A 25,442-nucleotide genomic window follows, 5' to 3' on the forward strand; every position below is an offset into this window, starting at 1 on the left:
CATGGGCCGGAGTCTGTCACGGGTCGTTGCTCCAGCCTCGCTGACACAGCACCAGCCGGTAGCCGTCCGGATCGCGGATGGTCACGCCCCAGCGGTCCCAGTACAGGTTCAGCGCTGGGACGCGCGTGCCTCCGTGGGCCTCCAGCCGCGCGATCAGCTCCGGCGGGACCGGGTCGTCCAGATAGATCACGAGCAGGTCCTCCCCGGTCGGCGTGGGCGGCACGTGCACGTGATGCGCGTGGGTGAGTTCCAGGTGCCACGCCGCGCCGGGCAGGCCCAGCATGAGCAGCGGGGCGAACTCGTCGTGCGAACTGCGGTGCAGCACGCGCAGGCCCAGGCCATCCGCATAGAAGCGCTGCGCGGCGTCCAGGTCCAGGCTGGGCCGCGCCAACCGCACTTGGTGGGTGGGGGAGAGGCCGGGAGTCATGCCGGGACCGCCGCATGCAGGAACGGCAGGGTGGCCGGGGTGAGGGTGCGCCGCGCCCCGCCCTGCCGGATCGTCAGCGTGAAGGGCACGGGTTCGGCGGGCTGGCCGATCGGGAACCAGCCGCGTCCGCGCGGCACGACGATCAGGGTGCCGTCTGGGGTGCCGACCGGGGTGAAGGTGGGACTGGCGTCCCCCCAGGGGCGCAGGTCCAGATGATCCGTCAGCCACTGCGTGGCATTCCGGACGTCCGGGACGACCAGCCCGAACTCGCTGACGTGCAGCACCTGCGCGGGCCCGAACGGTCCGGCGTGATCGAAGGGCAGGTCGTGCCGGGCGATGAATTCCACGATGTGGCCCGCCGGATCGCGGAAGTACAGGTTCGAGCTGTGAAAGGCCCCGTCCGGCCCGAAGCGCACCTGACCCGACGGGTCGGGCAGCAGCGACAGGCGGGCCGACAGCCACGCCTGCGCGCCGTCGACCTGCGTGCGGGGAATGTCCAGCGCGAAGTGCGCGGCGGGCGTGTCGCCCTGGCGGAAGGTCAGGCGTGAGCGGCCCACCTCTACTGTGAATTCGTCCGGGTGCTCCTGCCGGGTGGGCAGGCCGAGGGTCAGGGCGTAGAAGTCCCGCTGGGCGGTCAGGTCGGGCGCGTTGAGGGTCAGGTGGGTCAGCTGCATGGGGTCTCCGGAGGTGAGCGGGTCGGGGTCACGGGCGGCTGTGGACGCAGGGGGAGGGTGGGCGTCGCATACTGGAAGCCTAGAACCTCAAGTCGACTTGAGGTCAAGTCCCGGAGGTTCCCGCATGCCCACGCCTCTCACGCCCGCTCAGCTCGCCGCGCGCAGCGGCCTGAGCGTCCCCACCCTCCACCACTACGAACGCGAGGGCCTGATCACCGCCGCGCGCACCGGCGGTAACCAGCGCCGCTACCCGCCCGACACGCTGCGCCGCCTCGCGTTCATCCGCGCCGCCGCCCGCGTCGGCGTGCCCCTCGCCGAGATCCGCGAGGCGCTGAGCACCCTGCCCGGCGCACGACCCCCCAGCGCGCAGGACTGGGCGGCCCTGTCCGGCGCGTGGCGCGAGGCCCTGAACGCCCGCATCGCCACCCTGACCCGCCTGCGCGACGACCTCGACAGTTGCGTCGCCTGCGGGTGCCTCAGCCTGGACCGCTGCGCGCTGCACAACCCCGGCGACGCGCTGGGCCGCACCCTGCCCGGCGGCAGTCAGCTGTAGGCCGCGCGGGCCGTTCGCGGGGGCCGGGCCCCGATGACGACGCTGACGGTGATCAGGCCCAGCCCGGCCCACTGAGCTGCGCCCAGGGGCCGCCCGCTCAGCAGGTCCAGCGCCAGGGCGGTCGCGGGGCTCAGGCGGGTCAGCAGGGACACCTGCACGGGCGACGTGTCGCGGATCCCCTGGAACCACAGCGCGTACGCGAGCGCCGTGCCGATGACGATCAGGTACGCCAGCCACGGCAGCTGATCGGGTCTCAGGGCAGGCAGGGGCCCGTCGAGCCACCACGCGACCGGCACGAGCAGCGCGCCGCCCCAGCACAGCTGCCACGCGGTCAGGGCCAGCAGTGACGCGCCGGGTGGAGTACCCCACGCGCCCGCCAGCAGGTACCCGCCGGACGCCGCCACGACGCTGAACACGCCGGTGATCAGCCCCACGGTGTCGGCGTGCGCGCCGGGTCCCAGGACCAGCAGTGCCACGCCCAGCAGGCCCAGCAGTCCGGCGTTCAGTGCAGCCGGTGCCGGGGGCTGCCGCCGCGCCGCGAGGTTGAAGGCCAGGATCAGCAGCGGGCCCAGCGCGCCGAGGGTGGCGGCCAGACCGCCGCCCAGGTGCGCGGCGCTGATGAACAGGGTGCTGAAGAACAGCCCGAAGTTCAGGGTGCCCAGCAGCGCGCTCTTCCACCACCACTCGCCGCGCGGCCACTGCCGCACGAGGGCCAGCAGCAGCAGTCCCGCCCCGAGGGCCCGCAGGGCGGCGGCGCTGGTGGGACCGACCGGCTGGAGGTGCTCCAGCACGACGTAGCTGGTGCCCCAGCTGATCGGGGCGAGGGCGGCCAGGAGCAGCGGTGAAGGCTTCATGGATTTATTTTATGCATAAATATTTTACCTATAAAACAGATAGGCCATTTCCTATACTCCTCCCGTGACCCTCCTCGACCTGCTGGACCGCATCCGGCACGACTGGCAGACCCGCGAACCCACCCTGGACACCGCCCCCATGCTCACGTTCATCACCCTCACCCGCGCCCAGGCCCTGCTCGACGAGCACGTCCGCGCCACCGCACCAGACGCCGACCTGACCCCCGCCACCCGCGACCTGCTGTTCACCCTCCACCGCTCTGGCCCACCCGAGGGCCTGACCCCCGGCGAACTCGCCGCGCTGCTGGCCGTGTCCCCCGCCAGCGTCACCGGCAGCCTCGACCGCCTGGAGACGCGCGGCCTGCTGCGCCGCGCCCCCGACCCGCAGGACCGCCGCGCCCAGCGCATCCACCTCACCGACCCGGGCCGCGACCTCGTCCGCACGCACCTGCCCGTCCACCTGCGGCGCGAGGAGGACCTGCTCAGCCCCCTGAATACCGCCGAACGCCAGCAACTCGAACACCTGCTGCGCCGCCTCATCGCCCACGCCGAGACCCGCCAGCCATGACCCCACCCCCTCACCCGCGCCGGGTCACGCCAGATGACGGCCATACCATCGCCGCGCACCGCTACCCGGACGCCCGCGACCTCCCCGAGCGGCCCGCGTACGCCGCGTGGGTCGCGGAGGCCATCCGGGACGGGGGGTACCTGGGCTTCCTGCTGGAGGAGGGGGATGAGGTGATCGCCGGGGCGGGCGTGACCCTGCTGCACTGGGGCCCCACGCGCGGCGACCCGCAGCCGTGGCGGGCGCGCATCGTGAACGTCTGGACTCACCCCGACTGCCGCCGCGCCGGGCACGCCCGCACCCTGGTCACCGCGTGCCTGGACGCGCTGCGCGCGCGGGGCGTCACGCGCGTCGGCCTGGGCAGCAGCGACATGGCCCGGTCCCTGTACGCCGGGCTGGGCTTCACGGCCAGCACGCACGAGATGACCCGCGTGCTCGACTGAGAGAATGCCCCCATGACCGCCTTCAAACGCGCCTTCACGCAGGCCACCGCCCGCTATGGGCGCTTCAACCACGCCGCGCACCTGTTCGTCGCGTGGCACCTCCTGCGGGACCGGCCCGCGCTGGCCGCCCTGGCGGAATTCCGCGCCGGACTGCGCGACCTGGCCGCCAGCATGGGCCTGCAGGACAAGTACAGCGAGACGCAGACCGTCGCGTGGTTCTTCGCGGTGCTCGACCACCTGGACCGCACCGGACACAGCGCCGAGGACTGGGATGCGTTCGAGGCCCGCACGCCGGACCTGTTCGACCCGGCATACCTGCACGCCTTCTACCCGCCCGAGGCGCTGCGTGACCCGGCGGCGCGGGCGCACTTCCTGCCGCCGGACCGGGTGGACACGCCCTAGCCCGCTGGGGCGCGGCCTTCCCCTTCCCGGCGGTATCCTGCGCGTCATGGCGTATCAGGCGGTCATTGGTCTGGAAGTTCACCTGCAGCTGAAGACGAAATCGAAGATCTTCAGCGCGTGCCCGCAGGAGTATCACGGCGCGGACCCGAATTCGTTCACGGATCCGTTCACGCTGGGCCTGCCCGGCACCCTGCCGACCCTGAACCGCGAGGCGGTGGAACTCGCCATGATGTTCGGGCTGGGCCTGAACTGCGACGTGTCGGGCTTCACGCAGTTCCACCGGAAGAACTACTTCTACCCGGACGCCCCGAAGAACTTCCAGCTGTCCCAGTACGACCGGCCTATCGCCCGCGACGGCTTCCTGGACGTGACGCTGGAGGACGGGACCACGCACCGGATTCGCATCAAGCGGGCGCACCTGGAGGACGACGCGGGGAAACTCACGCACCCCACGTACGCGCCGTACTCGATGCTGGACCTGAACCGCGCCGGGTCCAGCCTGCTGGAGATGGTCACCGAGGCCGACATCACGGGCGCCGAACAGGCCCGCGCGTTCCTCGAGAGCGTGCAGGCCATCGCGCAGGCGCTGGGCGTCAGCGACGCGGCGCCCGAGGAGGGCAAGATGCGCTGCGACGTGAACCTCAGCCTGCACAAGCCCGGCGAGCCGTGGGGCACGAAGTGCGAGGTGAAGAACCTCAACTCGTTCCGCAGCGTGGCGCGCGCCATCGAGTTCGAGACGACCCGGCAGGCGCGCATCCTGGACGCCGGGGGGCGCATCACGCAGGACACCCTCGGCTGGGACGAGGGCGGGCAGAAGACGTTCCTGATGCGCACCAAGGAGGGCGAGGCCGACTACCGTTACTTCCCCGAGCCGGACCTGCCGCCGCTGGACATCACGCCCGAGTGGATCGCCCGCGTCCGCGCGCGGATGCCCGAACTGCCCGCGCAGAAGCTGGAGCGGTACCTCGCGGCGGGCGTGCGCGCGGCGGACGCGCAGACCCTGAGCCTCAGCGTGCCCCTGTCGCGGTTCTTCGACGAGGCGCTGACGGCGCAACCCAGCCCGGATGCCCAAAAACTTGCCAACTGGCTGCTGGGTGACGTGTCCGGCCTGCTCGCCGCGCGTGAGGAGACCCTGGACGGCAGCGCCCTGCGGCCCGCGCACCTCGCCGCGCTGGTGGGCCTGATCGACGCGGGCACCATCAGCGGCAAGATCGCCAAGGACCTGCTGCCCGACGTGCTCGCCGGACACGACCCCGCTGCGCTGGTGCAGGAGCGCGGCCTGAGTGTCGTGACCGATGCGGCCGCCATCGACGCCGCCATCGACGCCGCGATGGCCGCCGACCCCGCCACCGTCGAGAAGGTGCGCGGCGGGAACGCGAAGGCCATGAACGCGCTGTTCGGGCCGGTCATGAAGGCCATGGGCGGGCAGGCCAAGCCGGAGGTGGTGCGCGAGCGCCTGACCGCGAAACTGGGCCTGTCGTGACCGCCGGGTCCATCACCCCGGGGCGCTGGCGCGCCGCTGCCCTGGGGGCCCTGTGGACGCTGGTCGCCGCGACCCTCGCGCTGGGCGCGTACAGCCTGTGGCGCGCGGGCCTGGACGACCAGTTCGCGTGGCTGGCGACCCTGCGCGCCCTGCTGGCCGCCGTGATCCTCGTGTGGTGGACGCAACTCCTGGCGCGCTACACGCTGGCGCAGCCCACCCCGGACGGGGACGGCGTGCTGCGCTCCCTGCGCGCCCTGTTCCCGTGGCTGACGTCCCTGCGGCTGGCGCTGTGGGCGCTCAGTGCCCTGGTGTACCTGAGCGGCAGCCTGAACGCGAACCCGGTCGCGCTGACCGCCATCGCCAGCATCGAACTGGGGTTCATCCTGGCCAAGAACGCCGTGTACGGCAGCCTCGTGCGCGCCGCGCCCCACCCGGAGGACCCGCTGGCCCGCGCGCGGCTGCTGTCGTGGCTGAACGTCGCCGTGCCCCTGAGCCTCGCGCTGGGCGTCGTGAACGTCGTGCCCGTCGCGGGCCTGGGCGGCGCGCCCGACGCGGTCAGCCTGAGCGTGTACGGCCTGCACGCCCTGCTGGACGTGGCCGCCACCCTGCTGGCGCTGAAGGCCGTGCAGACCGCCCCGCAGCCCCGCCCGGCCTGAATGAAGGAAGGCGCGGCCCCCGTCTGGTGGGGCCGCGCCTTCCTGGGGGGGTTACGCGCTGAGCGGCAGCACCACCGCGCGGGCCTTCTCGCCGTCCGTGCAGGGGCGCAACGTCAGGACCAGCAGCGCCGTGTCGGCCCGCAGCAGGTACGGCAGCCAGGAGTGATTCAGGGTCGCCAGGGCGCGGGAGGCTTCACTGGCCGGGACGCCGCGCAGCACCAGCACCGCGCGGCTGGCCCCCGCGTCGCTGTACAGGTCCGCCGCGCCGAACAGGTCCTCGCCGGACAGGGAACGGAATTCGAATTGATGATTGCGCCTCAGCAGGTGCATGGGGTTCTCCTTGAAACTGACTTGGATGCCACTAGCGTAGCGGATGAACACGCAGCCCTTTGTCCCCACCTACACAGGTGAACCCAGAGCGTCCAGCATGACTGTCCTACGGGCGCAGCATGCCCCGCCCATGTCAAACGGGTGTGAAAGAACCGTGTGCAGTATGGGCGGCCCCTACACTGGGCGGCGTGACCCCCTCCGTCAGCGACCTGCTGCGCGAATACCAGGAGTACGTCCTCGCGTACCGCCTGCGCCGCGCCGTGGGCGGCCGCGTCACGCCACCCGGCGAGCAGCTGCGCCTGCCCGAGTACGCCGCGCTGCGCCTGGACCGCCAGGACCTCGCCCGCTCCCTGATCCGGCGCGGCCTGGACGGCCCCAGCCTGCGCCGCCTCGACGCCCTGAGCGACCAGCTGATGTTCGGCTTCTGGCTGAACCCCTCCGAGGTCGCCGCGTTCCTGCGCGCCGCGATCCGCGAGGGCAGCCACCCCGCGCTGGGCGACCCGGCCGCGTTCGCGCGCCTGCTGACACCCGCCGAGCAGGCCCGCCTCGGGGCAGACGGCGTCGCTCAGGTCTGCGCGCACCACATCGCCTGCTTCGCGCTGGCCGCGCCGATGCTCGACCCGGACGGCCTGAACACCGCGTGGCAACGCATCGAGTCGACCCGCCCACCCCTCTTCCTGGACGAACTGCAGCCCCCCACCCCCGAAAACCCGCTCACCTGAGGCAGCGGCCCGCCGCGCGGCGTGATTCACTCGGCGCATGACCGCTGCGTTCGGAACGGCCCTGCTCGGCGCGCTGCGCGCCCTGCTGCCCCGCGCCTGCCCCGGCTGCGGCGCGCAGCTCGGCCCGCACGCCGGACTGTGCCCGGCCTGCCGCGCCGCCCTGCGCCCCTACGTGCAGGATCACAGCCCGCTGCGCGCCCAGCCGGAACCGCATCTCGTGACGCTCGGCCCGTACAGCGGCGTACGCCGCCGCGCCGTGCGGGAACTGAAGTTCGCGCAGGCCCGCGACCTCGCCCGCATCCTCGGCGAGACACTAGCCACCGGCGTGCCCGCCGCGTGGGACGTGCAGGCCGTCATTCCCGTGCCGCTGCACCCCACCCGGCAGCGCCAGCGGGGCTTCAATCAGGCCGAACTGATCGGCCGCGCCCTGGCCGGCGCGCTGGCCGTCCCCTGCGTCCCGGCCCTGACCCGCACCCGCGTCACGGCCCAGCAGGCCCGCCAGCACGGCGCGCAGCGAGAGGACCTGCACGGCGCCTTCCGCGCCCACGAGGGCTTCCTGCCCACCGGGCCGGTCCTGCTGATCGACGACGTCCTGACCAGCGGACGCACCGCGCAGGCCTGCCAGCACGCGCTGCTGCAGGCGGGCGCGCCGCAGGTGTACGTCGCCGTCGTCGCCCGCTGAGCGGAAAGCGGGAGGGCGGCGGGTGTGCCCCGTCCACCCTCCCGCCTCGGCCGCATCAGCTCATACGGATTCCGTTTGTTTCGCTGACAACCCGGAACGTCACCGGGTTATCAGCTCCACGTCCGGAACCCGTTTTTCTCCAACTCGCGTCCGCTCGGATTGAACGGCTTTGCAAGCCATTCAATCGGAGTTCAGCTCAGGCGTTCGCCCGCCGTCACCGGGCCCGGCAGCCAGTTCTCACGGGGCGGCAGCGGGCACGTCCAGCCGTCCCCGTACGCGCAGTACGGGTGGTACGCCAGATTGAAATCGACCCGCACCAGCGCGCCGTCCCCACCCAGTTGCCGGTCCAGGGGAGCGTCCAGGTAACGGCCCGCGCCGTATGTGCTCTCCCCGCTGGTGGCGTCGCGGAACGGAATGAACACCCGCTCCGGGCGATCCTCGCCCAGCGGCGCGAACACCAGCAGCGTCCGCTCGCCGTCCGGCAGGGGCAGCTGCACCTGCCCGACGCGGGCCATGGTGCGCGTCTCGCCGGTGTTCGTCTCCAGCGTCCACTCCGCGCCCCCGTCACCCTGCGGCAGCGGCTCCAGCAGCACCGTGAACGCCCACGCCTCGTCCGGCGGGAAGTACGACAGGCCCGCGAACTCCGCCGGGTCCACCGGCCCGCGCCCCGCCGCGAAGTGCTCGTCCTTCCGGCGGCGGAAGTCCAGCACCGCCGCCTCGTACGCCGAGGCGGTCACGTTAGAAATCCACCCGCACGCGCTCCCCGGCGTACTCCACGATGTCCCCCCGACGCAGCTTCTTGCGGCGCCGAGTCTCGATCTCGCCGTTCAGGCGGACCTCGCCGCCCTGCACGCGGAACTTCGCCTCGCCGCCCGTCTCCACCATGCCGCGCATCTTCAGGAAGTCCTGAAGGTCGATCGTGTCCTGCTCGGGGTACCCTCGTTCACCAGTCATGCCGCGCAGCGTAGCAGCGCCCCACCCCACCTGTCTGTGATGGGATTGTGCGATGTGGGGTGTGGGAAGTGGGCGGACAGCAATCTGTTCCCACAACCTACAGCCCACTCCCCACACCCCTCTACAGCTTGTACTGCGCGCTGAACAGTTTCAGGTCGGCGTCGTCCACCTTGCCGTTGCCGTCCAGGTCGCCGATGCTGGTCGACCTGCCGTAGCTGTTCATCAGCAGGGCGAGGTCGGTCAGGTCGATCTTGCCGTCGCCGTTCAGGTCCGCGCCGCTGAGGCGGGCGCGGGCGCTGGCGGTCGTCCAGTCGGTCAGTTTCCACTCGCGGGTCAGTTCCGCGCGGATGGCGTCCTGCAGGTTCAGCGGGCCGCGCGGGTTGAACTCGATGCGGCGGTCTGTTCCGCTGCCGAAGCTGCGGGCCGCGACGTCCGGACTGAAGGGCGCGGCGCCGCCCAGCGTCAGCGTGGGACCGCTGCTGGTGTCCAGCGTGACCGGGAAGTCCGGCGTGGACAGGGCGGCCAGCGCGGCCTGCACGGCTTTCGTCAGCTCCTCACCCTGCGGGCGGAGTTTGACCGTCACGGCACCAGCCGACCCCAGCAGGGTCAGCAGGGTAGGCAGCAGGAGGGTCCGGGCGCGCATCATTTACCTCCCCGGGCGCCCAGCAGCGCCTCACGCAGTTTGGCGGGGTCCGTGATGTCGCCCGCCGCGACCTTTCCAGCCGTCACGGGGTACAGCCCCTGATTGAAGCCCACGACCGGGCTGTCCAGCCTGGACGCGTATAGCAGCGCCACGACCTCCAGCCCGGCGCGCAGGTCGGGCAGGCCGTCCACGCCCTTCAGGACGAACAGGGCGGGTTTGCCGTCCTGCTGAGGCAGGCGCGCGGCGTCCCCCGCGATGGTTTCCGTGACGGTCAGCGGGTACGCGAGGTACGTGACCTCGCCGTCCTTCACCTCGGCAGGGGTGCCCAGAGTGGCGCGGACGATCACCTCGGCCCGCTGTGCCTGCTGCGCCAGCGTCAGCGTGGGCGCCGTGGTCGCCAGGGCAGGGGAGAGGCCGAGTAGGGCGGCGGCCAGCAGCGTGCGCGCGTTCACTTGCCACCTCCCGCGCCGCCACCTGCGGGCGGCGTGGGGGCCGGGTCAGTCTTCGGAGGATCCGTCTTCGGGGCCTCGGTGGGCGGAGTGGTGTCCGTCCCGGTCTTCGGCGCGTCGGCCGGTTTCGACTCCGCTGGTTTCTGCTCAGCGGCCTTCTGCTCCGCTGCTTTCTGTTCGTCTGCCTTCTTCTGCTCGGCGGCTCTCTGCGCGTCGAGTTTCTTCTGATCCTCGGCAGACAGTTTCTGCACGATCAGTTTGCCGTCCCCGCCGCGCGCCTCGTAACCCAGGTCAGGGCTGCCCAGGGTGATGGGCGCGCCAGGTTTGACACTGATCAATGCCACGCGAGCGCCGCTGCGCGGCACGGCCTTGAAGCCCAGGTCCAGCGTCAGGCGCGTGCCGTCCTGACGCCAGAAGAGCAGCGCGCCCCCCTCCGGCTGCACGCGCGTGACCGTCACGTTCGCCGGCAGCGTCCACGAGAATCGCGCGGCCCGCACGCTGCGCGGCGCGTTGATCGTCACGGGAACGCGCGTCTCCCCGCGGATCTGCCCAGCGGGCAGCGTGAGCGCCAGGCTCAGGGGAGGCAGGTCCTGCACCGTCACGGTGTACGACTTCTGCTTGCTGCTCAGCGTGGAATCCGTGACCTCCAGCGTGAACGTGTACGTCCCGGCCTTCGTGGGCGTGCCACTCAGGGTCGTGCCGGTCAGGTTCAGGCCGGGCGGGAAGGTCCCCTCGATCCTGCGCACGGTGTACGGCCCGGCGCCGCCCGCCACCTCGATGGTCGTCGAGTACGGCTCCTGCAGGTACACCGGGGGCAGACCGCTGGCGCGCTCGTTGAAGTACAGCGCGTCGCGCGCACTGGTGCTGGACGTGCTGGTCAGGTCCTGTCCGCAGGCGACCAGGCCGAAGGCGGGCAGCGCGCAGGCCAGCAGGACGCCCAGCCCCCGCCGGGCAGCGAAACGCGAATGTGCCATACCGAGCAGTGTAGCCGCGACGGACCGCGCGGCGGTGAACGAACCGTGATACGGGGATGCTCCGCGCGGATGTCCGCTGCTCCCCCCGGCGTTCCGGCCACCCCTTCCCGCCACCCCTTGCGGCCGCCTGAATCGTGCCTGACTTCCCTCACGTCGCGCCGGGACCGGGTTTAGACTGCCGGGCATATGACGATCATGGATTCACTGCCCGCCGCGCCCCGCGTGGGGGATCACCTGGGCCGCTACACCGTCGAACGCGTCGAACCCCTGCCGGAGATGCAGGGCACGCTGGTGCTGCTGCGCCACGAACTGGGCGCCCGGCACGCGCACGTCATCCGCGCGGACGACAACGCCGCGTTCGGCGTGACGTTCCCCACCGTCCCGCAGGACAGCACCGGCGTGGCGCACATCCTCGAACACGTGGTCCTGATGGGCAGCCAGCGCTTCCCGGTACCCGACCCGTTCTTCTCGATGCTGCCCAGGTCGCTGAACACGTTCATGAACGCCATGACCGCCAGCGACTGGACGACCTACCCGTTCTCCACGCGCAACGAGAAGGACTTCTTCAACCTGCTGGCCGTGTACCTGGACGCCACGTTCTTCCCGCTGATGCGCTACGAGAGCTTCCGGCAGGACGGCCACCGCTTCGAATTCGCCACGCCCGACGATCCCACCACGCCGCTGAAGTTGCAGGGCGTCGTGTACAACGAGATGAAGGGCGCCATGGCCAGCCCCGGTTCGGTCATGTGGCGCGCGTTCGGCAAGGCGCTGTACCCGGACCTGACGTACGCGAACAACAGCGGCGGCGCGCCCGAGGAGATCCCGAACCTGACCTACGAGGGCCTGCGGGCCTTCCACGCGGCGCACTATCACCCCAGCAACGCGTTCTTCTACACGTACGGGCAGCTGCCACTGGCGCGCATTCTGGACGCCATCGAGAACCACGTCATGGCGAACTTCGCGCCGCAGACGCTGGACGTCAGCATCCCCGACCAGCCCGCCTTCGACGCGCCCCGCCACGAGAGCGCCGTGTACCCCGGCACCGACGTGGAACGCGGCGCGCAGGTGCTCGTCGGCTGGAAGCTCGGGCACTCCAGCGACCCGGACCTGAACCTGCGCTGGAGCGTCCTGAGTGACGTGCTGCTCGGCAACCCCGCCGCGCCCCTGACCCGCCCGCTGATCGAGTCCGGGCTGGGCAGCGCCCTGGCGGACGGCAGCGGCTACCGCGACAACTTCCGCGAGGGGGCCTTCGCCGCCGGACTCAAGGGCCTCCCCGCCGGGAAGGCCGCCGAGGTCGAGACGCTCGTGCTGCGCACCCTGGAGGAGATCGCCGCGCAGGGCATCGAGCCGGAACTGATCGAGAGCAGCCTCCACCAGTTCGAGATCGCGCAGAAGGAAGTCAGCAACAGCGGCTACCCGTACGCGCTGGGCGTGATGTTCCGCCTGCTCGGCCCCTGGATGCAGGGCGGCGACCCGGTCACCGGCCTGCGCCTCGACGCGCAACTGGGGCGCCTGCGGGCCGATCTCGCGCAGGGCGCGGTGTTCGAGCCGATGCTGGAGGGGCTGCTCGCCAACCCGCACCGCGTCACGCTGGAGGTCACGCCCGACCCCGCCCTGGCCGAACGCGCCGAGGCGGACGAGGCCGCTCTGGTCGAGCGTCTCAGCGCCAGCTTCACCGATGAGGACCGCGCCCGGATCGTCGCGGACAGCCTGCGCCTGAAGGAACTCCAGGGTCAGGAGGCCGACCGCAGCGTCCTGCCCACCCTGGGCCTGGAGGACATTCCCACCGCCGCGCCCGCCGTCACATACCAGACCGAGCAGCCCGGCCGCGCCCGCGTGGCCCGCGCCGCGCAGCCCACCGGCGGCCTCACGTACCTGGACGTGCAACTGCGCCTCCCGGCCCTGCCGGACGACCTGCTGGACGCGCTGCCGCTGTACACCTTCGCCGTGACCCGCAGCGGCGCCGCCGGTCAGGACTACGTGAGCCTCGCGCGCCGCATCGAGGCCGTCACGGGCGGCGTCAGCGCCGCCGTCGGCGTGGGCACCCCCCCGGACGACCTGAACGCCGTGCGCCTCGCGGTGACCTTCAGCGGCAAGGCCCTGGCCCGCAACGCCCCCGCCCTGGTGGAGGTGCTGCGCGACCTGATCAATGCGCCCGACTTCACCCGCGACCGCCTGGAGCAGCTGCTCAAGCAGCGCCTCGCGGGCCTGAAAGCCAGCGTCGTGCAGGCCGGGAACGCCTACGCCGAACGCCTCGCCGCCGCGCAACTGAACGCCACGGGCGCCGTGCAGGAACGCTTCAGCGGCCTCACCGCCCTCGCCACCCTGAAAGCCACCGTCGAAGGCGAAGGCGGCCTGGACGACCTCCTGGAACGCTTCGGGCGCCTGCGCGACCTGATCCGCACCGGAGAACCCCTCCTCGCGCTGACCGCCACGCCCGACGACCTGAACCTCGACCTGACCCCCCTCACGGACCTGTTCAGCGGCGACGCCCCCGTCGGCCGCCCCACCCCCACCCTGCCCACCCGCGCCCCGCAGGCCCGCACGACCGACGTGCCCGTCTCGTACAACGCCGTCGCGTTCCCCACCGTCCCCTACACCCACCCCGACAGCCCCGCCCTGCTCGTCCTGTCCCGCGTGCTGCGCAGCGAGTACCTGCTGCCCGAACTGCGCGAGAAGGGCGGCGCGTACGGCGGCGCCGCCAGCTTCGACCCGCGCGAAGGCGTGTTCGCCATGAGTAGCTACCGCGACCCGCACGTCACCCGCACCTACCAGGTATTCAAAGACGCCCGCACCTTCCTGAACGGCGACCTGGGCGAACGCGAACTGACCGAAGCGATCCTCTCCGCCAGCAAGATCCTCGACCCCCTCACCAGCCCCGACACCGCCGGCCGCCGCCGCATCTACGGCGACCACGCCGGGTACACCCAGGATCTCGAACAGACCTACAAGGCTCGCCTCCTGGCCGTCACGCTGGACGACCTGCGCCGCGTCATGGACACCTACCTCACCGAAGGGCGCGCCACGTACGGCGTCGTCACCGGCCGCGACCCCAATAGCGACGACCTCGCCGCACTGGGCCTGAAATTCGACGTACAGGCCATCTGAGGGAAGTGGTCAGTCGAAAGTAGGAACAGCAGAGGCCCCCTCCGATCACTGGAGGGGGCCTCTGCCGTTGATAGTCAAATCTTCTTGAACAGCAGCGCGGCGTTCTGGCCGCCGAATGCGAAGGAGTTGCTCAGCGCGTACTCCACCTGCGCCTCGCGGGCCTCCAGGGGAATGTAGTCGAGGTCGAGGTCCGGGTCGGGGTCGGTGAGGTTGATGGTGGGCGGCAGGATCCCGCCCTTCAGCGCCTGCGCGACCGCGATGGCTTCCACGGCACCGGCCGCGCCGAGCAGGTGCCCGGTCATGCTCTTCGTGGAGCTGACGGCCAGCTTGTGCGCGTGGTCGCCGAACACGTGCTTGATGCCCTGCGTCTCGTGCAGGTCGTTGAAGTGCGTGCTCGTGCCGTGCGCGTTGATGTACCCGACCTGATCGGGGTTCACGCCTGCCGTGGCGAGCGCCATGCGCATGGCGACCTGCGCGCCGCGGCCCTCGGGGGCGGGCATGGTGATGTGGTGCGCGTCGGCGCTGGTGCCGTACCCGACGACCTCGGCGTAGATGGTCGCGCCGCGCTTCACGGCATGCTCGTACTCCTCCAGCACGACGACGCCCGCGCCCTCGCCCAGCACGAAGCCGTCACGGGTGGCGCTGAAGGGACGGCTGGCGAGTTTCGGCTCGTCGTTCCGGGTGGACAGGGCCTTCATGTTTGAGAAGCCCCCGATCGCGATGGGCGTGATGGCCGCCTCCGCGCCCCCGGCGATCATGACGTCCGCCAGACCCAGCTGGATGTACCGCGCCGCGTCCCCGATCGCGCCCGTACCCGTGGCGCAGGCGGTGACGACCGTGCTGCTCGGGCCGGTCGCGCCGTAGCGCATGGCGACGTGCCCGGTGGCCATGTTCGCGATCATCATCGGGATGAACATGGGGCTGATGCGCCCCGCGCCGCGCGAGTGCAGCACCCCGGCCTGATCCTCGAAGGTCTTCACGCCGCCGATGCCGCTGCCGATCACGGTGCCGGTGCGCTCGCCGCGCAGCTCGTCTTCGCTCAGGCCGCTGTCCTGCACGGCCAGCTCCGCGCCCGCCAGGGCCAGCTGCACGTACCGGTCGAGTTTCTTCGCCTCGCGCGGGTCCACGAACGAGGACAGGTCCTCGTTCACCTCACCGGCGATCTTGCTGGCGGTGTCCGCCGGGTCAAAGCGCGTGATGGTCGCGATGCCGCTCTTCCCGGCCCGCTGCGCCTGCGCGAACGCCTGCGCGCCCACCCCGATGGGCGTGACCGGCCCCAGGCCCGTGATCACCACCCTTTTCAGTCCTGAAACACCCACTGGCTTCCCTCCTGACTGGGCGCGCCCACAGGGGCCACCCGGAAAAAGTAGAGGCGGGAGGCGGATCTGTGCCCGCACCCCGCCCGCCGGACGTCCTGTGCGGACGTCACTGTCCCCTGGGTCGGGCTGACCCGACCAGGGGAGTTACTGCTTGCTCTCGATGTAGTCGACAGCGGCCTGCACGGTGCGGATCGTCTCGGCGTCCTCATCGCTGATGGTGATGCCGAACTTGTCTTCCAGACCCATGATCAGTTCCACGGTCTCCAGGCTGTCCGCGCCCAGGTCCTCCACGAAGCGGGCCTCAGGGCTCACCTTGTCGGCGTCGACACCCAGCTTGTCCACGATCACGTCTTTCACATCATCAAAAGTTGCCATGAGTTCGTACCTCCTGATACTGAAGTCTGCGCCAGTCTACACGCGGCGCCCATGAGAGTCGGCTGATTTGAACAGGGTCCAAAGGACCGGAAAAAGGCGGGTATCACGCAAGCATGGCGCTGAGCTGCAGCTCCGTAGCCGGGCGGACGGCACGCCCGTCCACTCCGCTTCCGCCCACCGCCGAGGACGGGTGCTCGCTCCGCTCGGTTCAGGGCGTTTTCGGGAACAGCGCCCTCAGACGCCCTGAACCCCGTTCAGTGAGGGTTCAGCCCGCCGTCCACGCCGATGGTCTGCCCGGTGATGTACCCCGCGCCGTCACTGGCCAGGAACGCCACGAGCGCTGCGACCTCCTGCGGCTGCCCGAAGCGTGCCAGGGGAATGCCGCCCAGGTATGCCTGCTGCACGGTCTCAGGCAGCTGCGCGGTCATGTCGCTCTCGATGAAGCCGGGCGCGACGGCGTTCACGGTGATGCCGCGCCCGCCGTACTCCTTGGCCAGAGCTTTGGTCAGGCCGATCAGGCCCGCCTTGCTCGCCACGTAGTTCGCCTGTCCGGGGTTGCCCATCAGGCCCACCACGCTGGCGATGTTGATGATCCGGCCCGAGCGGGCGCGCATCATGTGCTTGATCGCCGCGCGGCACGCCATGAACGCGCTGGACAGGTTCGTCTGGAGGACGGCGTCCCAGTCCTCGTCCTTCATGCGGATCGCGAGGGTGTCCCGCGTGATCCCCGCGTTGTTCACGAGCACGTCCAGTCGGCCCATGGTCTTGATGACGTCCTCGACGAGCGCTCCGGCGTTCGCGGGGACGGTCAGGTCGGCGCCGAACACCTCGGCGCGGACGCCGTGCGTGGCGGCCTCGTCGGCGACCTTGCGGGCCTCGTCGGCGTTCCGACCGTAGTGAATGGCGACGTCGAAGCCGCTGGCGGCGAGATTCAGGGCCATGGCGCGGCCCAGGCCCCGGCTGCTGCCGGTCACCAGGGCGACTTTACGGGGGGTTTCGGTCATGGGATCTCCAGTGTTTGAGGATTCAGGGCGTTTTGCACGCCCCGCAGGTGATGCAGGTCGTGGTACAGGGTGAAGAAGGCAAGTTCGCGCGCACTCACGCGGCCCAGCAGGTCGTGCGGCAGGGCGCTGCGGTCCAGCCGGTCGTCCGGCCAGCGGGCCAGGGCGGCCCGCAGTGCCTCCGCCCCGCGCGTGTAGGCGTCCATGACCCCGGCGCGCACGGCCTCGCTGGGCGTGGTGTCCGGCGCGGGCACGTACCGGGCCGGTGCGCGGCCCCCGGCGGCCAGCGCCGCGCGGTACGCGGTGACCAGTTCCGGGTAGGGGCGTGCGGTGCTGGGCCGCCCGAACAGGGCGCGCAGCGCGGAGCGGGGGACGAGCAGGCCCTGCGTGACGCGCCGGTGCGTGAGAGTCAGGTGCCGCAGGTGCGTGACCGGCGGCCAGCCTCCCGCCGGGGTTGCAAAGAACCCCTCGGCGGGAAGGGTCGCCGCGAACGTGACCCACTCGGCCTGGGCATCTGCCAGTCCGGTGAGGATCTCGTCGCGGCGGTGGGGGTTCACAGGGTGAAGTCCTGCACCTGCGCGGCGGTGCCGACGTTGATGGTGCGGGCGTTGGGCAGGATGCGCTTCACGAGGCCAGTCAGGACGGTGCCGGGGCCGAACTCGATGAACACGTCCGCGCCCGCCGCGGCGAGGGCCTGGATGGTCTCGACCCAGCGGACGGCCCCGGTGATCTGCTCGGTCAGCAGGCCCGGCAGGGCGGTGGGGTCGGTGTTGGGCTGCGCGGTGACATTCGCGTAGACCGGGAAGGCGGGGGGCGCGAACGCGGTCGTCTGGAGGTCCGGGGCGAGCCCGGCGGCGGCGGGCGCCATGAGGGGGCAGTGGAAGGGCGCGCTGACCTTCAGGGGGATGGCCTTCAGGCCGCGCGCTTTCAGAGCGGCGTTCGCGGCGTCCACGCCGCCCTTCGTGCCGCTGATGACGGTCTGGGTGGGCGCGTTGAAGTTCGCGGGCTGCGCGCCCTCGGTCCCGGCGCAGACCTCCGCCACGATGGCTGGGTCGCCCATGACGGCGCTCATGGCGCCCGCGCCGACCGGGACGGCGGCCTGCATGAGTTCGCCGCGCTGGCGGGTCAGGCGCAGCGCGTCCCCGAGGCTCAGGGCGTCGGCGGCGACCAGCGCGGAGTATTCGCCCAGCGAGTGCCCGGCGGCGAACGCGGGGGTCAGGCCGGTGTGGGCGCGCCACGCGCGGTACGCGGCGACGCTCGCGGCGACCAGTGCGGGCTGCTGGTTGGCGGTCAGAGTCAGGTCCTCCAGTGGGCCCTGTTCGATCACGGCGCGCAGGCCCGGCAGGACGTGCTCGACCTGGGTGTACACCTCGGCGGCCTCGGGGAACGCGGCGGTCAGGTCGGCGCCCATGCCGACGCTGTGCGAACCCTGACCGGGGAAGAGTGCGGCGATCTTCATGCGTTCACCTCCGCCTGCTGCTCGGCGGTCAGGCTGGGCGCGCCGCCCCACCATTTCATGGTGCCCGCCACCCAGCTCAGGCCGCCGCCGAACGCGATCAGCAGCAGCTGCTGCCCGTCCGTGATCTGTCCGGCGTCCACGCCCTCGCGCAGCACGAGCGGCACGGTCGCGGAACTGGTGTTCCCGTAACGGTCGAGGTTCACGATGGTCTTGTTCATGGGCAGCCCGAAGCGCTCCATGGCGGCCTCAATGATCCGCACGTTCGCCTGGTGCGGGATGACCCAGTCCACGTCGGCGGTGCTCAGGCCGCTCTTGGCGAGCACCTGCGTGCCGCTGTCGCCCAGGACGCGCACCGCGAACTTGAAGACCTCGCGGCCGTTCATGCCGACCGATTCGCCCATGGGGAACCCGCCGGGAAGCTGGGGGGCGGCGCAGCGCAGGTACAGGCTGGACCCGCCGTTCCCGTCGGCGCCCATGATGAAGTCCTGGAAGCCGTACCCGGCGGGGACCGGGCCGACCACGGCGGCGCCCGCGCCGTCCCCGAAGAGGATGGCGGTGTTGCGGTCGTTCTGGTCCACGACCTTGCTCAGCGCCTCGGCGCCCACCACGAGGACACGCCGGGCGCTGCCCGCGAGGATCAGGCCCTGCGCGACGCTCAGGGCGTACACGAAGCCGCTGCACGCGGTGCTCAGGTCGAAGGCGGCCGCGCCGGTCAGGCCGACCTGCATGCCGATCAGCGCGGCGGTGGACGGCATCAGCGCGTCGGGGCTGACGGTGGCGCAGATGACGGCGTCCACGTCCCGCAGCGCCTGTGGGTCGCGGCGCAGCATGTCGCGCACGGCGCCGACGCCCACGTCGCTGGTGTACTCGTCGGGCGCGCTGAAGCGGCGTTCGCGGATGCCGGTGCGGGACTCAATCCAGTCGGCGTTGGTGTCCATGCGGGCCTCGAAGTCGCTGTTCGGCACGACGCGTTCCGGGACGTACATGCCCAGCGCCGTGATGCCCAGCGTGGGCCGGGTGGGGGAGGGGTCGCTCATGGGGGCACCGTAGCATTCTTTGAACGGACGTTCAATGAATTGAGTCTAGAGTTCGTCCGGTCGTCCGGGCCACTTCCCTCACGCGACTCATCAGGCCCAGGGGACCGAAAAAGCCGGGGCGCTCCCGCAGGAACGCCCCGGCCCTTCATGCGGGATTACTCCGCGCTGGTCTCGGTGCTCTCGTCGGTGCTCTCGGTGGCGGCTTCGCTGCCTTCGCTCTTGGCGCCGGACAGCTGGGCGATGGCCTGCTGCAGGCCCTTCTCGCGCACGAGGCTGATGTAGTACGAGTTGATGCCGTTCGGCCCGAGCTGCTTGCTCAGCTCGGCGGGGGTCAGGCCGTTGGCCTGCGCCAGGGCGTTCATGGTCTGGTTGAACTCGGCGTCGCTGACCTGAACCTTCAGGTCCTCGGCCAGTTTCTCCAGCACCAGGTCACGCTTCACGCGGCTCTCGGCGTTCTTGCCCAGATCGGCCATGAAGTCGTCCAGCTTGCCCTGCTCCTGCATGAACGCCTCGTACTCGCCCCACTTGACGCCCTGGCGGCCCAGGTCGTCCTTGATTTCCTCGAGCATGCCCTCGCGGCGGCGGTCCAGCAGCGCCTGGGGAATGTCGGCTTCCATGCCGTCGATCAGCGCAGTGATGAACTCCTCGCGGCGGGCGGCTTCGCCTTCCTGCTGCGCGCGGCGCTCCAGTTCACCCTTCAGATCGCCCCGGAGGCGCTCCAGGGACTCGAAGTTCAGGCTGCTCGCGAACGCGTCGTCGAGGTCCTGCAGCTGCTTGGTCTTCACGTCCACGACCTTGACGGTCACGGTGTGCTCGGGGTGCTCGTGGTCGCCGTGGCTGTGCGCGGGCACGGTGATCTCCACGGTGTCGCCCTTGGCCTTGCCGACCAGCGCGTCACGGACGTGCGCCTCGGCGACGTCCAGGTACACGGGGTACGTGCCGCCGTCCTCGCCTTCCTCCTCGATGGTCACCTGGTCGCCGGCCTCGATGGGACGCTCGACGCTCTCGAAGGTGGCGTTGCGCTCGCGCAGGTCGCTCATGGTGCGCTCCAGCACCTCGTCGGTGATCTCGGGCGCGGCGGCGCTGAGGCTCAGGCCGCTCCAGTCCGCGAGCTTCACTTCGGGGTACGTCTCGCCCTTCACGGTGAACTCGAACGACTGGCCGCTGGCCAGCGTCTGGGGTTCGATGTTGGCGTCCACGAGACTGAGTTTCAGCTCGCGGGCGGCCTGGGTGTAGTGGGTTTCCAGCAGGCGGTCACGGACTTCCTGCTCGACGTAGCCCTTGCCCACGCGACCCTCGATGACCTTGCGGGGAGCCTTGCCGGGGCGGAAGCCGGGCACGCGCACGTCGCGCGCCAGACCGGCCCACACCTGGTCGTAGGCGCGGTTCACTTCGGCGGCGGGCACCGACACCTTGAATTCCACCTTGTTGCCTTCTCTGCTGATCAGCTCTGCCATTGGGTCTCCCGTCTGCGCCGCTTCTGCCCGCCGCCGGGCCCCCAGGGGGGTGCGTGCGGGCGTCGCGGCGCGTTCCTCTGTTGAATCTGCCCTGCCGCTCTCCGGCCCCACCAGGGCGAGGCCTGGGCGCGACATGCCGCCAAGCATGATAGTGCATTTGCGCGCAGTGGGCAGAGAGACCCCTGGCGCCCCCTGCCCGCCGCACCTGACGGCCAATTTCCGCCGGGTGGCGGGAGCCTGGGCACCCGTGGAAGGAATGCAGCGACGACAGAGCAGCGGCCCCCGAGGGAGCCGCTGTCTGCTGTGGTGCGAGGAAAGGGACTTGAACCCTCACTCCCTACGGGAACCAGATCCTAAGTCTGGTGCGTCTACCAATTCCGCCATCCCCGCACGCCGCGGTTGTCAATCAAAGAGTTCCGGCCCGCCGCATCGCTGCTGTGGGCCGGAAGGTGTGGGGTGGATTAGGGGACTTGAACCCCCGGCCTCCGCTTCCACAGAGCGGCGCTCTAACCAACTGAGCTAAACCCACCGTATCTCTGCCCACGTCCTGTCAGGCCCACACAGCTTAAAGGCGGCGGGGCCACCTGTCAATCCCACGCGGGATCCGGCCGGCCCCGGTCGCCCGTGCGGGTCAGGGCAGGGTCTTCAGGTACGCCCGGATGGCCTCCAGTTGCGCGTCGGTGGGGGGCGCGCCGTCCAGGCCGGTGGCGGCGAAGCGGGGCATCACGACACCTAGCGTGCGGCCGTCCGGTGTCCTGCCGTCCAGCACCGCACGTCTGAAGTCGGTGGCACTCCAGCCCAGGGTGCCCTTCAGGGCGGGGCCGACGGCGCCCTCGGCGTTCGCGCCGTGGCACCCGGCGCAGTTTCCGGCGTACAGGACGCGGCCGTCCGGGGTGTCGCTGGTGCTGGCCGCCGTGACGACCGCGCCGCCTCCCGTCCCCGCCAGCCGCTGCCCGGCCTGATACGAGCCGACGCCCAGCGCCGCGCCCAGCACGAGCAGGCCCACGAAGCCCGCGATCTGCCCCGGCGTGAACCAGCCTCCGTGCGGGTCGGGCACGGCGCTCACCAGAGCCTCTGGCCGGGAATGAACTGGTAGTTCGCCAGCATCGGCGCGATGACCGGACCGTACACGAGGATCACCAGCACCAGCGCGGCGAAGGTCAGGGCCAGCAGCGGCTCGGTGCGCCGCACCAGCGGGCTCGCGTCGGCCAGGACCTCCCCGGCGGGGCTGATGGCGTCACTGGTGGGGATCGGGGTGCGTTCCGGGTCGTCCATGCGCCGGGAGAGCAGCGTGCGCCACAGCACCGTGTAGAAGAGGATCGCCGCGATGAACAGCACCCCGCCGCTGGCCGCCGTGATCGCCTTCGGCAGGCCCAGGTGCATGGCGTCGTACACGCCCTGCTGTGCCGAGGCGCTCACCAGGGCGCGCCGGGGCACGCCCGCCAGTCCCTGCCAGTGCATGCCGAGCGCGAAGAGCATCATGCCCGTGAACCACCACCACACCGACGCCAGCGCCAGTCGGGGCGACGCGAGCCGCTTGCCGGTCAGGTGCGGCACCAACCAGAACATCACGCCCATGAACGTCAGCGTGGTCGCGGTGCCGACCGTGATGTGGAAGTGCCCGGGAATCCACGCGGTGTTGTGCACCACGGGCGAGAACGCGATCGAGGCGTTCACGATGCCGCCCGCCCCGCCGAAGATGAACGACACCATGGCCAGCACCTGCGCGGTCATGCTGGCGTTCCCCCATGGCAGGCAGCGCACCCAGCCGATCAGGCCCCGGCCCCCGTGGGCGCGGGCGGCGTCCTCCAGGGACGCGGCGGCGCTGAACGCGGTCAGCAGGCTGGGCACCGCGACCAGGAACGTCAGGAACATGTGAATCAGTTTCCAGCTGTTCTGCACGTTCGGATCGGCGTACTGGTGGTGCAGGCCCACGGGCACGCTGAACACCAGGAACATCGCGAACGCCAGCCGGGTCAGGCCCTCGCTGGCCATGCGGCCGCCCGCCTGACGCGGCAGGAACGCGTACCACGAGATGTACGCCGGGAGCAGCCAGAAGTACACGATGGGGTGCCCCGTCCACCAGAACAGCGTGCGGGCCAGCAGCGGGTCCACGCCGCGCGTCAGGCCCAGCGACCAGGGAATCAGCAGGACCACGACCTCGACCACCAGTCCAAGCGCCGCCACGACCCACATCAGCCACGTGGCGACGCTCATGTACGTCACGACGGGTGTCACGCGGCCCGGGTGGGCGCGTTTCCAGGCCAGCCACAGCCCCACGACCTGCCCGGCGACCAGCAGGCTCGCGGCGACCATGACGGCCGCGCCGATGTAGAACACCGGGCTGCCCTCCAGCGGCGGGTAGAAGGTGTACAGGACGGTGGCGTCGTTCGTCAGCAGCGGTACGGCAGCCGTCAGCAGTCCCGCCGTCATCATCAGGTACGTGAACCAGGCGAAGCGCATGTTCGGGCGGACGTTCAGGTCCCGTACCGGCAGGTACAGCATCCAGCCGCTGATGAAGAACTGCGTGAACACCAGCGCGTTCAGCACGCCGTGCAGCGTCAGCCCTTGGTAGTACGACTTGATCAGCACCTTCAGCAGGGGGGAGTCATACACGTTGATGCCGCCGTAGTTCAGTGCCTGGAGCGGCCCCAGCAGCACGCCGATCATCAGGGCGATGAAGGCGGTCACGGCGTAGTACTGCGTCAGTTTCTTCAGGCTGCTCAGCGTGGCGGCATCCAGGCCTGGCAGCGCCGCGCGCGAACTGGACTGGGAGGGGAGGGCGGTGGTCACTTCGTCTCCTTGCTGGTGGGCTGGGTGGGCGGCTCGACGATGAAGCGGGTGATCATGTTGTGATGCCCCACCCCGCAGTACTCGTTGCAGATGGCGTGCTGCTCGCCCGGGTGGCGGAACGTGACGGTCAGCGCGGCGACGTGACCGGGCAGGATCTCGGCGTTGATGGTCGTGCCCGTCACCTGGAAGCCGTGCGCGACGTCTGTCGCGGTGACGTGCAACGTGACGGGCACGCCCGCCGGGACGCGCAGCACGGCGGGCTGGAACGTGAAGTTCCCCGCCACGAGGTACGCGTCCAGCGTCCCCTGGTCATTCACCATGGGCTGCCCGGCGGCGTCCACGACCAGCCCCGGCTTCGCAAAGGGCGTCGCGGCGAGATTCTTCGGGTCCACGCGGCCCCGCACGATGCCGCCCACGTGCGCGTGCCCGGCGTCCGCCTTCAGGCTGGGGTACGTGCCACTGACCACGCTGGCGAGCACGCCCACGAACAGCAGCGCCGTCATGACGACCGCCACGCCCAGCCACGCGGTCTCGGAGCGTTCCAGCGCGTGGTGATCCAGCCGGGCCGGAGGGGTGTCCGCCCCCACGTCAGGCCCGCCCGTGCAGGACGCCCAGCACCAGCAGCCACAGGCTCAGGATGCTCAGCGCCAGGGTGATCACCACGACCAGCGCGCCCCTGGGGGCCTCACCGCCCTCCGGCGGGTGGTGCGGGCCGCTCATGCCTGCACCTCCGCGCCCGTCTGCGACCCGTCCGGCTTCAGGGCATCCTCGTGCGCGTAGTCGCGCAGCACGTCACTGACGGTCACGACGCCCACCACGCGCCCCTGATCATCCACGACCGGCAGCGCGCCCACCCGGTGGGTGAGCATGGTGTGCGCCGCGTCCCGCGCGTCCGCGTCAGGGCGGGTCGTGAGCACCGAGCGGCGCATCACGTCCGCCACCGTCACGGCCGCCAGCCGCGTCGTGGCCTCCCAGGGGGACAGGCTGGACACGCGGCTGGGCATCGCCTCGCGCACGTCACGGTCGGTGACGATGCCCACGAGCGCCGCGCCGTCCATCACTGGCAGGCGCCGGATGCCGCGCGAGCGCATCAGGTGCGCCGCGTCCGGCAGGGACAGGGTCGGGGCCGCCGTGATCACCGGGGCCGTCATCAGATCAAGTACTCGCATGGAACACCTCCATGCCGTGAGGGTCCAGTGAGGGCATTACGAAGGCATTACGGAAGGGTCCGAGTTGGCCAGGGTCGGCCAGGACGACAAAAAATGGGGCCCCGGTGAACTCCGGGGCCCTTCATGCCAAGCGCGCTACTTGTCGCTTGTGGCGCCTGCCGGTCGGAAGGGAGCATTCACGCAGGGCAACTCGCCGCCCTTGAGCTGCTCCGCGAACGCCACCGTTTCCGGCAGCGGCGTGTCCCCGATCTCGGTCAGGAGGTACTGCCGGTAGCGGCGGTAGTACTCGGTCGCCGCGTACCGGTCCCGGGTCATCGCCAGACACGCCATCAGCCGCTGGTGGTGGTCCTCCCCGATCAGCGGGTCGGTCTGCGCGGCCCGCACGAGGTCCTGCGCGGCCAACGGGCACTCGCGCGCCGCGCAGTGCAGCTGAGACAGGGTCAGGTGCGCCTCCACGACCGCCGCGCGGTGCGCCTGCCGCGCCTCCTGCACCCACTCGCCCGTCAGGTGCGGCAGGTACTCGCCGTCCGCGCACGCCAGCGCCCGGCGCAGCGCCGCCGTGTCACTGGCCGCCAGCAGGTCCGGGTTCAGCGCGTACCGCCCGCCCCGCTCGGTCACCGCCTCCGGGAAGTCCAGCGCGTGCCGCAGCCGGTGCAGCGCCACCCGGAAGCGGTTCGCGGCGGCCGGGGTGTCCTCCAGATCCCACAGGTCCCGCAGCAGGTCGTGCCGGTAGCGGCCGTCCGGGTGCGCGTGCAGATACCACAGCAGTTCCTCCGCACTGCGCGCGGGCCACGCGACCGGCACGCCGCCGCGCAGCACCTCCGCCTGTCCCAGCGTGCGCAGCAGCCAGTCCCCATTCTGCCTGTCCCCGTCCGTCATGCCCGCCACCTCCTGCCCCCATGGTGCCACGTAC

The 25,442-nt window shown here is 71.0% G+C and carries 31 protein-coding genes and 2 tRNA genes; 9 read left to right on the forward strand and 24 right to left on the reverse strand.

The genetic code is table 11. The features are described from left to right. Nucleotides 1–16: 16 nt before the first annotated feature. Both IEY69_RS06995 and IEY69_RS07000 read right to left on the reverse strand, forming a co-directional pair. Nucleotides 17–427, reverse strand: coding sequence for a VOC family protein (locus IEY69_RS06995; RefSeq protein ID WP_189072449.1), 411 nt, complete (start codon nucleotides 425–427; stop codon nucleotides 17–19). Then, nucleotides 424–1,101, reverse strand: coding sequence for a VOC family protein (locus tag IEY69_RS07000; RefSeq protein ID WP_189072450.1), 678 nt, complete (start codon nucleotides 1,099–1,101; stop codon nucleotides 424–426). The genes IEY69_RS06995 and IEY69_RS07000 overlap by 4 nt, the downstream gene beginning before the upstream one ends. Before the next feature lie 124 nt (nucleotides 1,102–1,225). On the opposite strand from IEY69_RS07000, the gene soxR reads away from it, so the two are divergent. Further along, nucleotides 1,226–1,654, forward strand: a complete 429-nt coding sequence (gene soxR, locus IEY69_RS07005; RefSeq protein WP_189072451.1) for a redox-sensitive transcriptional activator SoxR — start codon at nucleotides 1,226–1,228, stop codon at nucleotides 1,652–1,654. Here soxR and IEY69_RS07010 read toward each other — a convergent pair. Next, nucleotides 1,645–2,508, reverse strand: a complete 864-nt coding sequence (locus tag IEY69_RS07010; RefSeq protein WP_189072452.1) for an EamA family transporter — start codon at nucleotides 2,506–2,508, stop codon at nucleotides 1,645–1,647. The genes soxR and IEY69_RS07010 overlap by 10 nt on opposite strands. Before the next feature lie 64 nt (nucleotides 2,509–2,572). Here IEY69_RS07010 and IEY69_RS07015 point away from each other — a divergent pair, with 64 nt between their 5' ends. The 5 genes from IEY69_RS07015 to IEY69_RS07035 are packed head-to-tail and all read left to right on the forward strand — an operon-like array spanning nucleotide 2,573 to nucleotide 6,057. After that, nucleotides 2,573–3,076 carry a MarR family winged helix-turn-helix transcriptional regulator gene (locus tag IEY69_RS07015; protein ID WP_229783716.1) on the forward strand — a complete coding sequence of 168 codons (504 nt, stop codon included), beginning with the start codon at nucleotides 2,573–2,575 and terminating at the stop codon, nucleotides 3,074–3,076. After that, entirely contained in the window at nucleotides 3,073–3,516 is a 444-nt protein-coding gene (locus tag IEY69_RS07020) for a GNAT family N-acetyltransferase (RefSeq protein ID WP_189072453.1), read from the forward strand. Before IEY69_RS07015 ends, IEY69_RS07020 begins: the two co-directional genes overlap by 4 nt. Nucleotides 3,517–3,528: 12 nt before the next feature. Beyond that, the gene (locus IEY69_RS07025) at nucleotides 3,529–3,918 is read left to right on the forward strand and encodes a hypothetical protein (RefSeq protein ID WP_189072454.1); all 390 of its coding nucleotides are present in this window, start codon (nucleotides 3,529–3,531) and stop codon (nucleotides 3,916–3,918) included. 46 nt (nucleotides 3,919–3,964) lie between these two features. Beyond that, nucleotides 3,965–5,401, forward strand: a complete 1,437-nt coding sequence (gene gatB / locus IEY69_RS07030) for an Asp-tRNA(Asn)/Glu-tRNA(Gln) amidotransferase subunit GatB (RefSeq protein WP_189072455.1) — start codon at nucleotides 3,965–3,967, stop codon at nucleotides 5,399–5,401. Then, nucleotides 5,398–6,057, forward strand: coding sequence for a hypothetical protein (locus IEY69_RS07035; protein ID WP_229783717.1), 660 nt, complete (start codon nucleotides 5,398–5,400; stop codon nucleotides 6,055–6,057). The genes gatB and IEY69_RS07035 overlap by 4 nt, the downstream gene beginning before the upstream one ends. 51 nt (nucleotides 6,058–6,108) lie before the next feature. On the opposite strand, the gene IEY69_RS07040 is transcribed toward IEY69_RS07035, so the two are convergent. After that, nucleotides 6,109–6,387 carry a hypothetical protein gene (locus IEY69_RS07040; RefSeq protein ID WP_189072456.1) on the reverse strand — a complete coding sequence of 93 codons (279 nt, stop codon included), beginning with the start codon at nucleotides 6,385–6,387 and terminating at the stop codon, nucleotides 6,109–6,111. Nucleotides 6,388–6,575: 188 nt separating this feature from the next. Between IEY69_RS07040 and IEY69_RS07045 the strand changes: the two genes are divergently transcribed. Next, complete coding sequence (locus IEY69_RS07045) at nucleotides 6,576–7,109, forward strand: hypothetical protein (RefSeq protein WP_229783719.1); 534 nt, start codon at nucleotides 6,576–6,578, stop codon at nucleotides 7,107–7,109. Between the two features lie 37 nt (nucleotides 7,110–7,146). Then, complete coding sequence (locus IEY69_RS07050) at nucleotides 7,147–7,791, forward strand: ComF family protein (RefSeq protein WP_189072457.1); 645 nt, start codon at nucleotides 7,147–7,149, stop codon at nucleotides 7,789–7,791. Between the two features lie 191 nt (nucleotides 7,792–7,982). Here the strand turns inward: IEY69_RS07050 and IEY69_RS07055 are convergent, their stop codons facing one another. From IEY69_RS07055 to IEY69_RS07075, 5 genes are all read right to left on the reverse strand, one after another. Further along, the gene (locus IEY69_RS07055; protein ID WP_189072458.1) at nucleotides 7,983–8,528 is read right to left on the reverse strand and encodes a DUF1684 domain-containing protein; all 546 of its coding nucleotides are present in this window, start codon (nucleotides 8,526–8,528) and stop codon (nucleotides 7,983–7,985) included. Between the two features lies 1 nt (nucleotide 8,529). Further along, nucleotides 8,530–8,745: an RNA-binding S4 domain-containing protein gene (locus IEY69_RS07060; RefSeq protein ID WP_046843150.1), complete on the reverse strand. Its 216-nt coding sequence runs from the start codon at nucleotides 8,743–8,745 to the stop codon at nucleotides 8,530–8,532. A 121-nt stretch (nucleotides 8,746–8,866) separates the two neighbouring features. Then, nucleotides 8,867–9,388, reverse strand: coding sequence for a hypothetical protein (locus IEY69_RS07065; protein ID WP_308425448.1), 522 nt, complete (start codon nucleotides 9,386–9,388; stop codon nucleotides 8,867–8,869). Beyond that, nucleotides 9,388–9,840, reverse strand: a complete 453-nt coding sequence (locus tag IEY69_RS07070) for a hypothetical protein (protein WP_229783720.1) — start codon at nucleotides 9,838–9,840, stop codon at nucleotides 9,388–9,390. Before IEY69_RS07070 ends, IEY69_RS07065 begins: the two co-directional genes overlap by 1 nt. Next, the gene (locus IEY69_RS07075) at nucleotides 9,837–10,811 is read right to left on the reverse strand and encodes a putative Ig domain-containing protein (protein WP_229783721.1); all 975 of its coding nucleotides are present in this window, start codon (nucleotides 10,809–10,811) and stop codon (nucleotides 9,837–9,839) included. Before IEY69_RS07075 ends, IEY69_RS07070 begins: the two co-directional genes overlap by 4 nt. Nucleotides 10,812–10,997: 186 nt before the next feature. Between IEY69_RS07075 and IEY69_RS07080 the strand changes: the two genes are divergently transcribed. Beyond that, nucleotides 10,998–13,919, forward strand: a complete 2,922-nt coding sequence (locus IEY69_RS07080) for an insulinase family protein (protein ID WP_189072460.1) — start codon at nucleotides 10,998–11,000, stop codon at nucleotides 13,917–13,919. A gap of 74 nt (nucleotides 13,920–13,993) precedes the next feature. Here the strand turns inward: IEY69_RS07080 and fabF are convergent, their stop codons facing one another. The 15 genes from fabF to IEY69_RS07150 form a co-directional block, all read right to left on the reverse strand. After that, a complete protein-coding gene (gene fabF, locus IEY69_RS07085; protein WP_189072461.1) occupies nucleotides 13,994–15,238 on the reverse strand; it encodes a beta-ketoacyl-ACP synthase II in 1,245 nt (414 codons plus the stop codon). Nucleotides 15,239–15,382: 144 nt separating this feature from the next. Further along, nucleotides 15,383–15,613, reverse strand: a complete 231-nt coding sequence (gene acpP, locus IEY69_RS07090; protein ID WP_046843145.1) for an acyl carrier protein — start codon at nucleotides 15,611–15,613, stop codon at nucleotides 15,383–15,385. A 254-nt stretch (nucleotides 15,614–15,867) separates the two neighbouring features. Beyond that, entirely contained in the window at nucleotides 15,868–16,617 is a 750-nt protein-coding gene (gene fabG / locus IEY69_RS07095) for a 3-oxoacyl-[acyl-carrier-protein] reductase (RefSeq protein WP_189072462.1), read from the reverse strand. Then, complete coding sequence (locus IEY69_RS07100; RefSeq protein WP_189072463.1) at nucleotides 16,614–17,171, reverse strand: DinB family protein; 558 nt, start codon at nucleotides 17,169–17,171, stop codon at nucleotides 16,614–16,616. The genes fabG and IEY69_RS07100 overlap by 4 nt, the downstream gene beginning before the upstream one ends. Then, a complete protein-coding gene (gene fabD / locus IEY69_RS07105) occupies nucleotides 17,168–18,073 on the reverse strand; it encodes an ACP S-malonyltransferase (protein WP_189072464.1) in 906 nt (301 codons plus the stop codon). The genes IEY69_RS07100 and fabD overlap by 4 nt, the downstream gene beginning before the upstream one ends. After that, entirely contained in the window at nucleotides 18,070–19,110 is a 1,041-nt protein-coding gene (locus IEY69_RS07110; RefSeq protein WP_189072465.1) for a beta-ketoacyl-ACP synthase III, read from the reverse strand. The genes fabD and IEY69_RS07110 overlap by 4 nt, the downstream gene beginning before the upstream one ends. Before the next feature lie 155 nt (nucleotides 19,111–19,265). Further along, nucleotides 19,266–20,567 carry a trigger factor gene (tig, locus tag IEY69_RS07115; RefSeq protein WP_189072466.1) on the reverse strand — a complete coding sequence of 434 codons (1,302 nt, stop codon included), beginning with the start codon at nucleotides 20,565–20,567 and terminating at the stop codon, nucleotides 19,266–19,268. Nucleotides 20,568–20,871: 304 nt separating this feature from the next. Further along, a tRNA-Leu gene (locus IEY69_RS07120) sits at nucleotides 20,872–20,957 on the reverse strand. A gap of 62 nt (nucleotides 20,958–21,019) precedes the next feature. Then, nucleotides 21,020–21,096: transfer RNA gene (locus tag IEY69_RS07125), tRNA-His, on the reverse strand. 102 nt (nucleotides 21,097–21,198) lie between these two features. Next, complete coding sequence (locus IEY69_RS07130) at nucleotides 21,199–21,633, reverse strand: c-type cytochrome (RefSeq protein WP_229783723.1); 435 nt, start codon at nucleotides 21,631–21,633, stop codon at nucleotides 21,199–21,201. Continuing rightward, complete coding sequence (locus tag IEY69_RS07135; RefSeq protein ID WP_189072467.1) at nucleotides 21,630–23,360, reverse strand: b(o/a)3-type cytochrome-c oxidase subunit 1; 1,731 nt, start codon at nucleotides 23,358–23,360, stop codon at nucleotides 21,630–21,632. Before IEY69_RS07135 ends, IEY69_RS07130 begins: the two co-directional genes overlap by 4 nt. Continuing rightward, nucleotides 23,357–23,947 carry a cupredoxin domain-containing protein gene (locus tag IEY69_RS07140; RefSeq protein ID WP_229783724.1) on the reverse strand — a complete coding sequence of 197 codons (591 nt, stop codon included), beginning with the start codon at nucleotides 23,945–23,947 and terminating at the stop codon, nucleotides 23,357–23,359. The genes IEY69_RS07135 and IEY69_RS07140 overlap by 4 nt, the downstream gene beginning before the upstream one ends. Nucleotide 23,948: 1 nt before the next feature. Next, nucleotides 23,949–24,080, reverse strand: a complete 132-nt coding sequence (locus IEY69_RS21925) for a hypothetical protein (RefSeq protein WP_268243856.1) — start codon at nucleotides 24,078–24,080, stop codon at nucleotides 23,949–23,951. Continuing rightward, nucleotides 24,077–24,529 (reverse strand): CBS domain-containing protein, encoded by a 453-nt coding sequence (locus IEY69_RS07145; protein ID WP_229783725.1) that lies wholly within the window; start codon nucleotides 24,527–24,529, stop codon nucleotides 24,077–24,079. Before IEY69_RS07145 ends, IEY69_RS21925 begins: the two co-directional genes overlap by 4 nt. 135 nt (nucleotides 24,530–24,664) lie before the next feature. After that, on the reverse strand, nucleotides 24,665–25,408 hold the full coding sequence (locus IEY69_RS07150; RefSeq protein WP_189072468.1) for an AfsR/SARP family transcriptional regulator: 744 nt from the start codon (nucleotides 25,406–25,408) through the stop codon (nucleotides 24,665–24,667). Between the last annotated feature and the right edge of the window lie 34 nt (nucleotides 25,409–25,442).

Origin of the sequence: Deinococcus sedimenti (genome assembly GCF_014648135.1) — a bacterium.
Lineage (GTDB): Bacteria > Deinococcota > Deinococci > Deinococcales > Deinococcaceae > Deinococcus > Deinococcus sedimenti.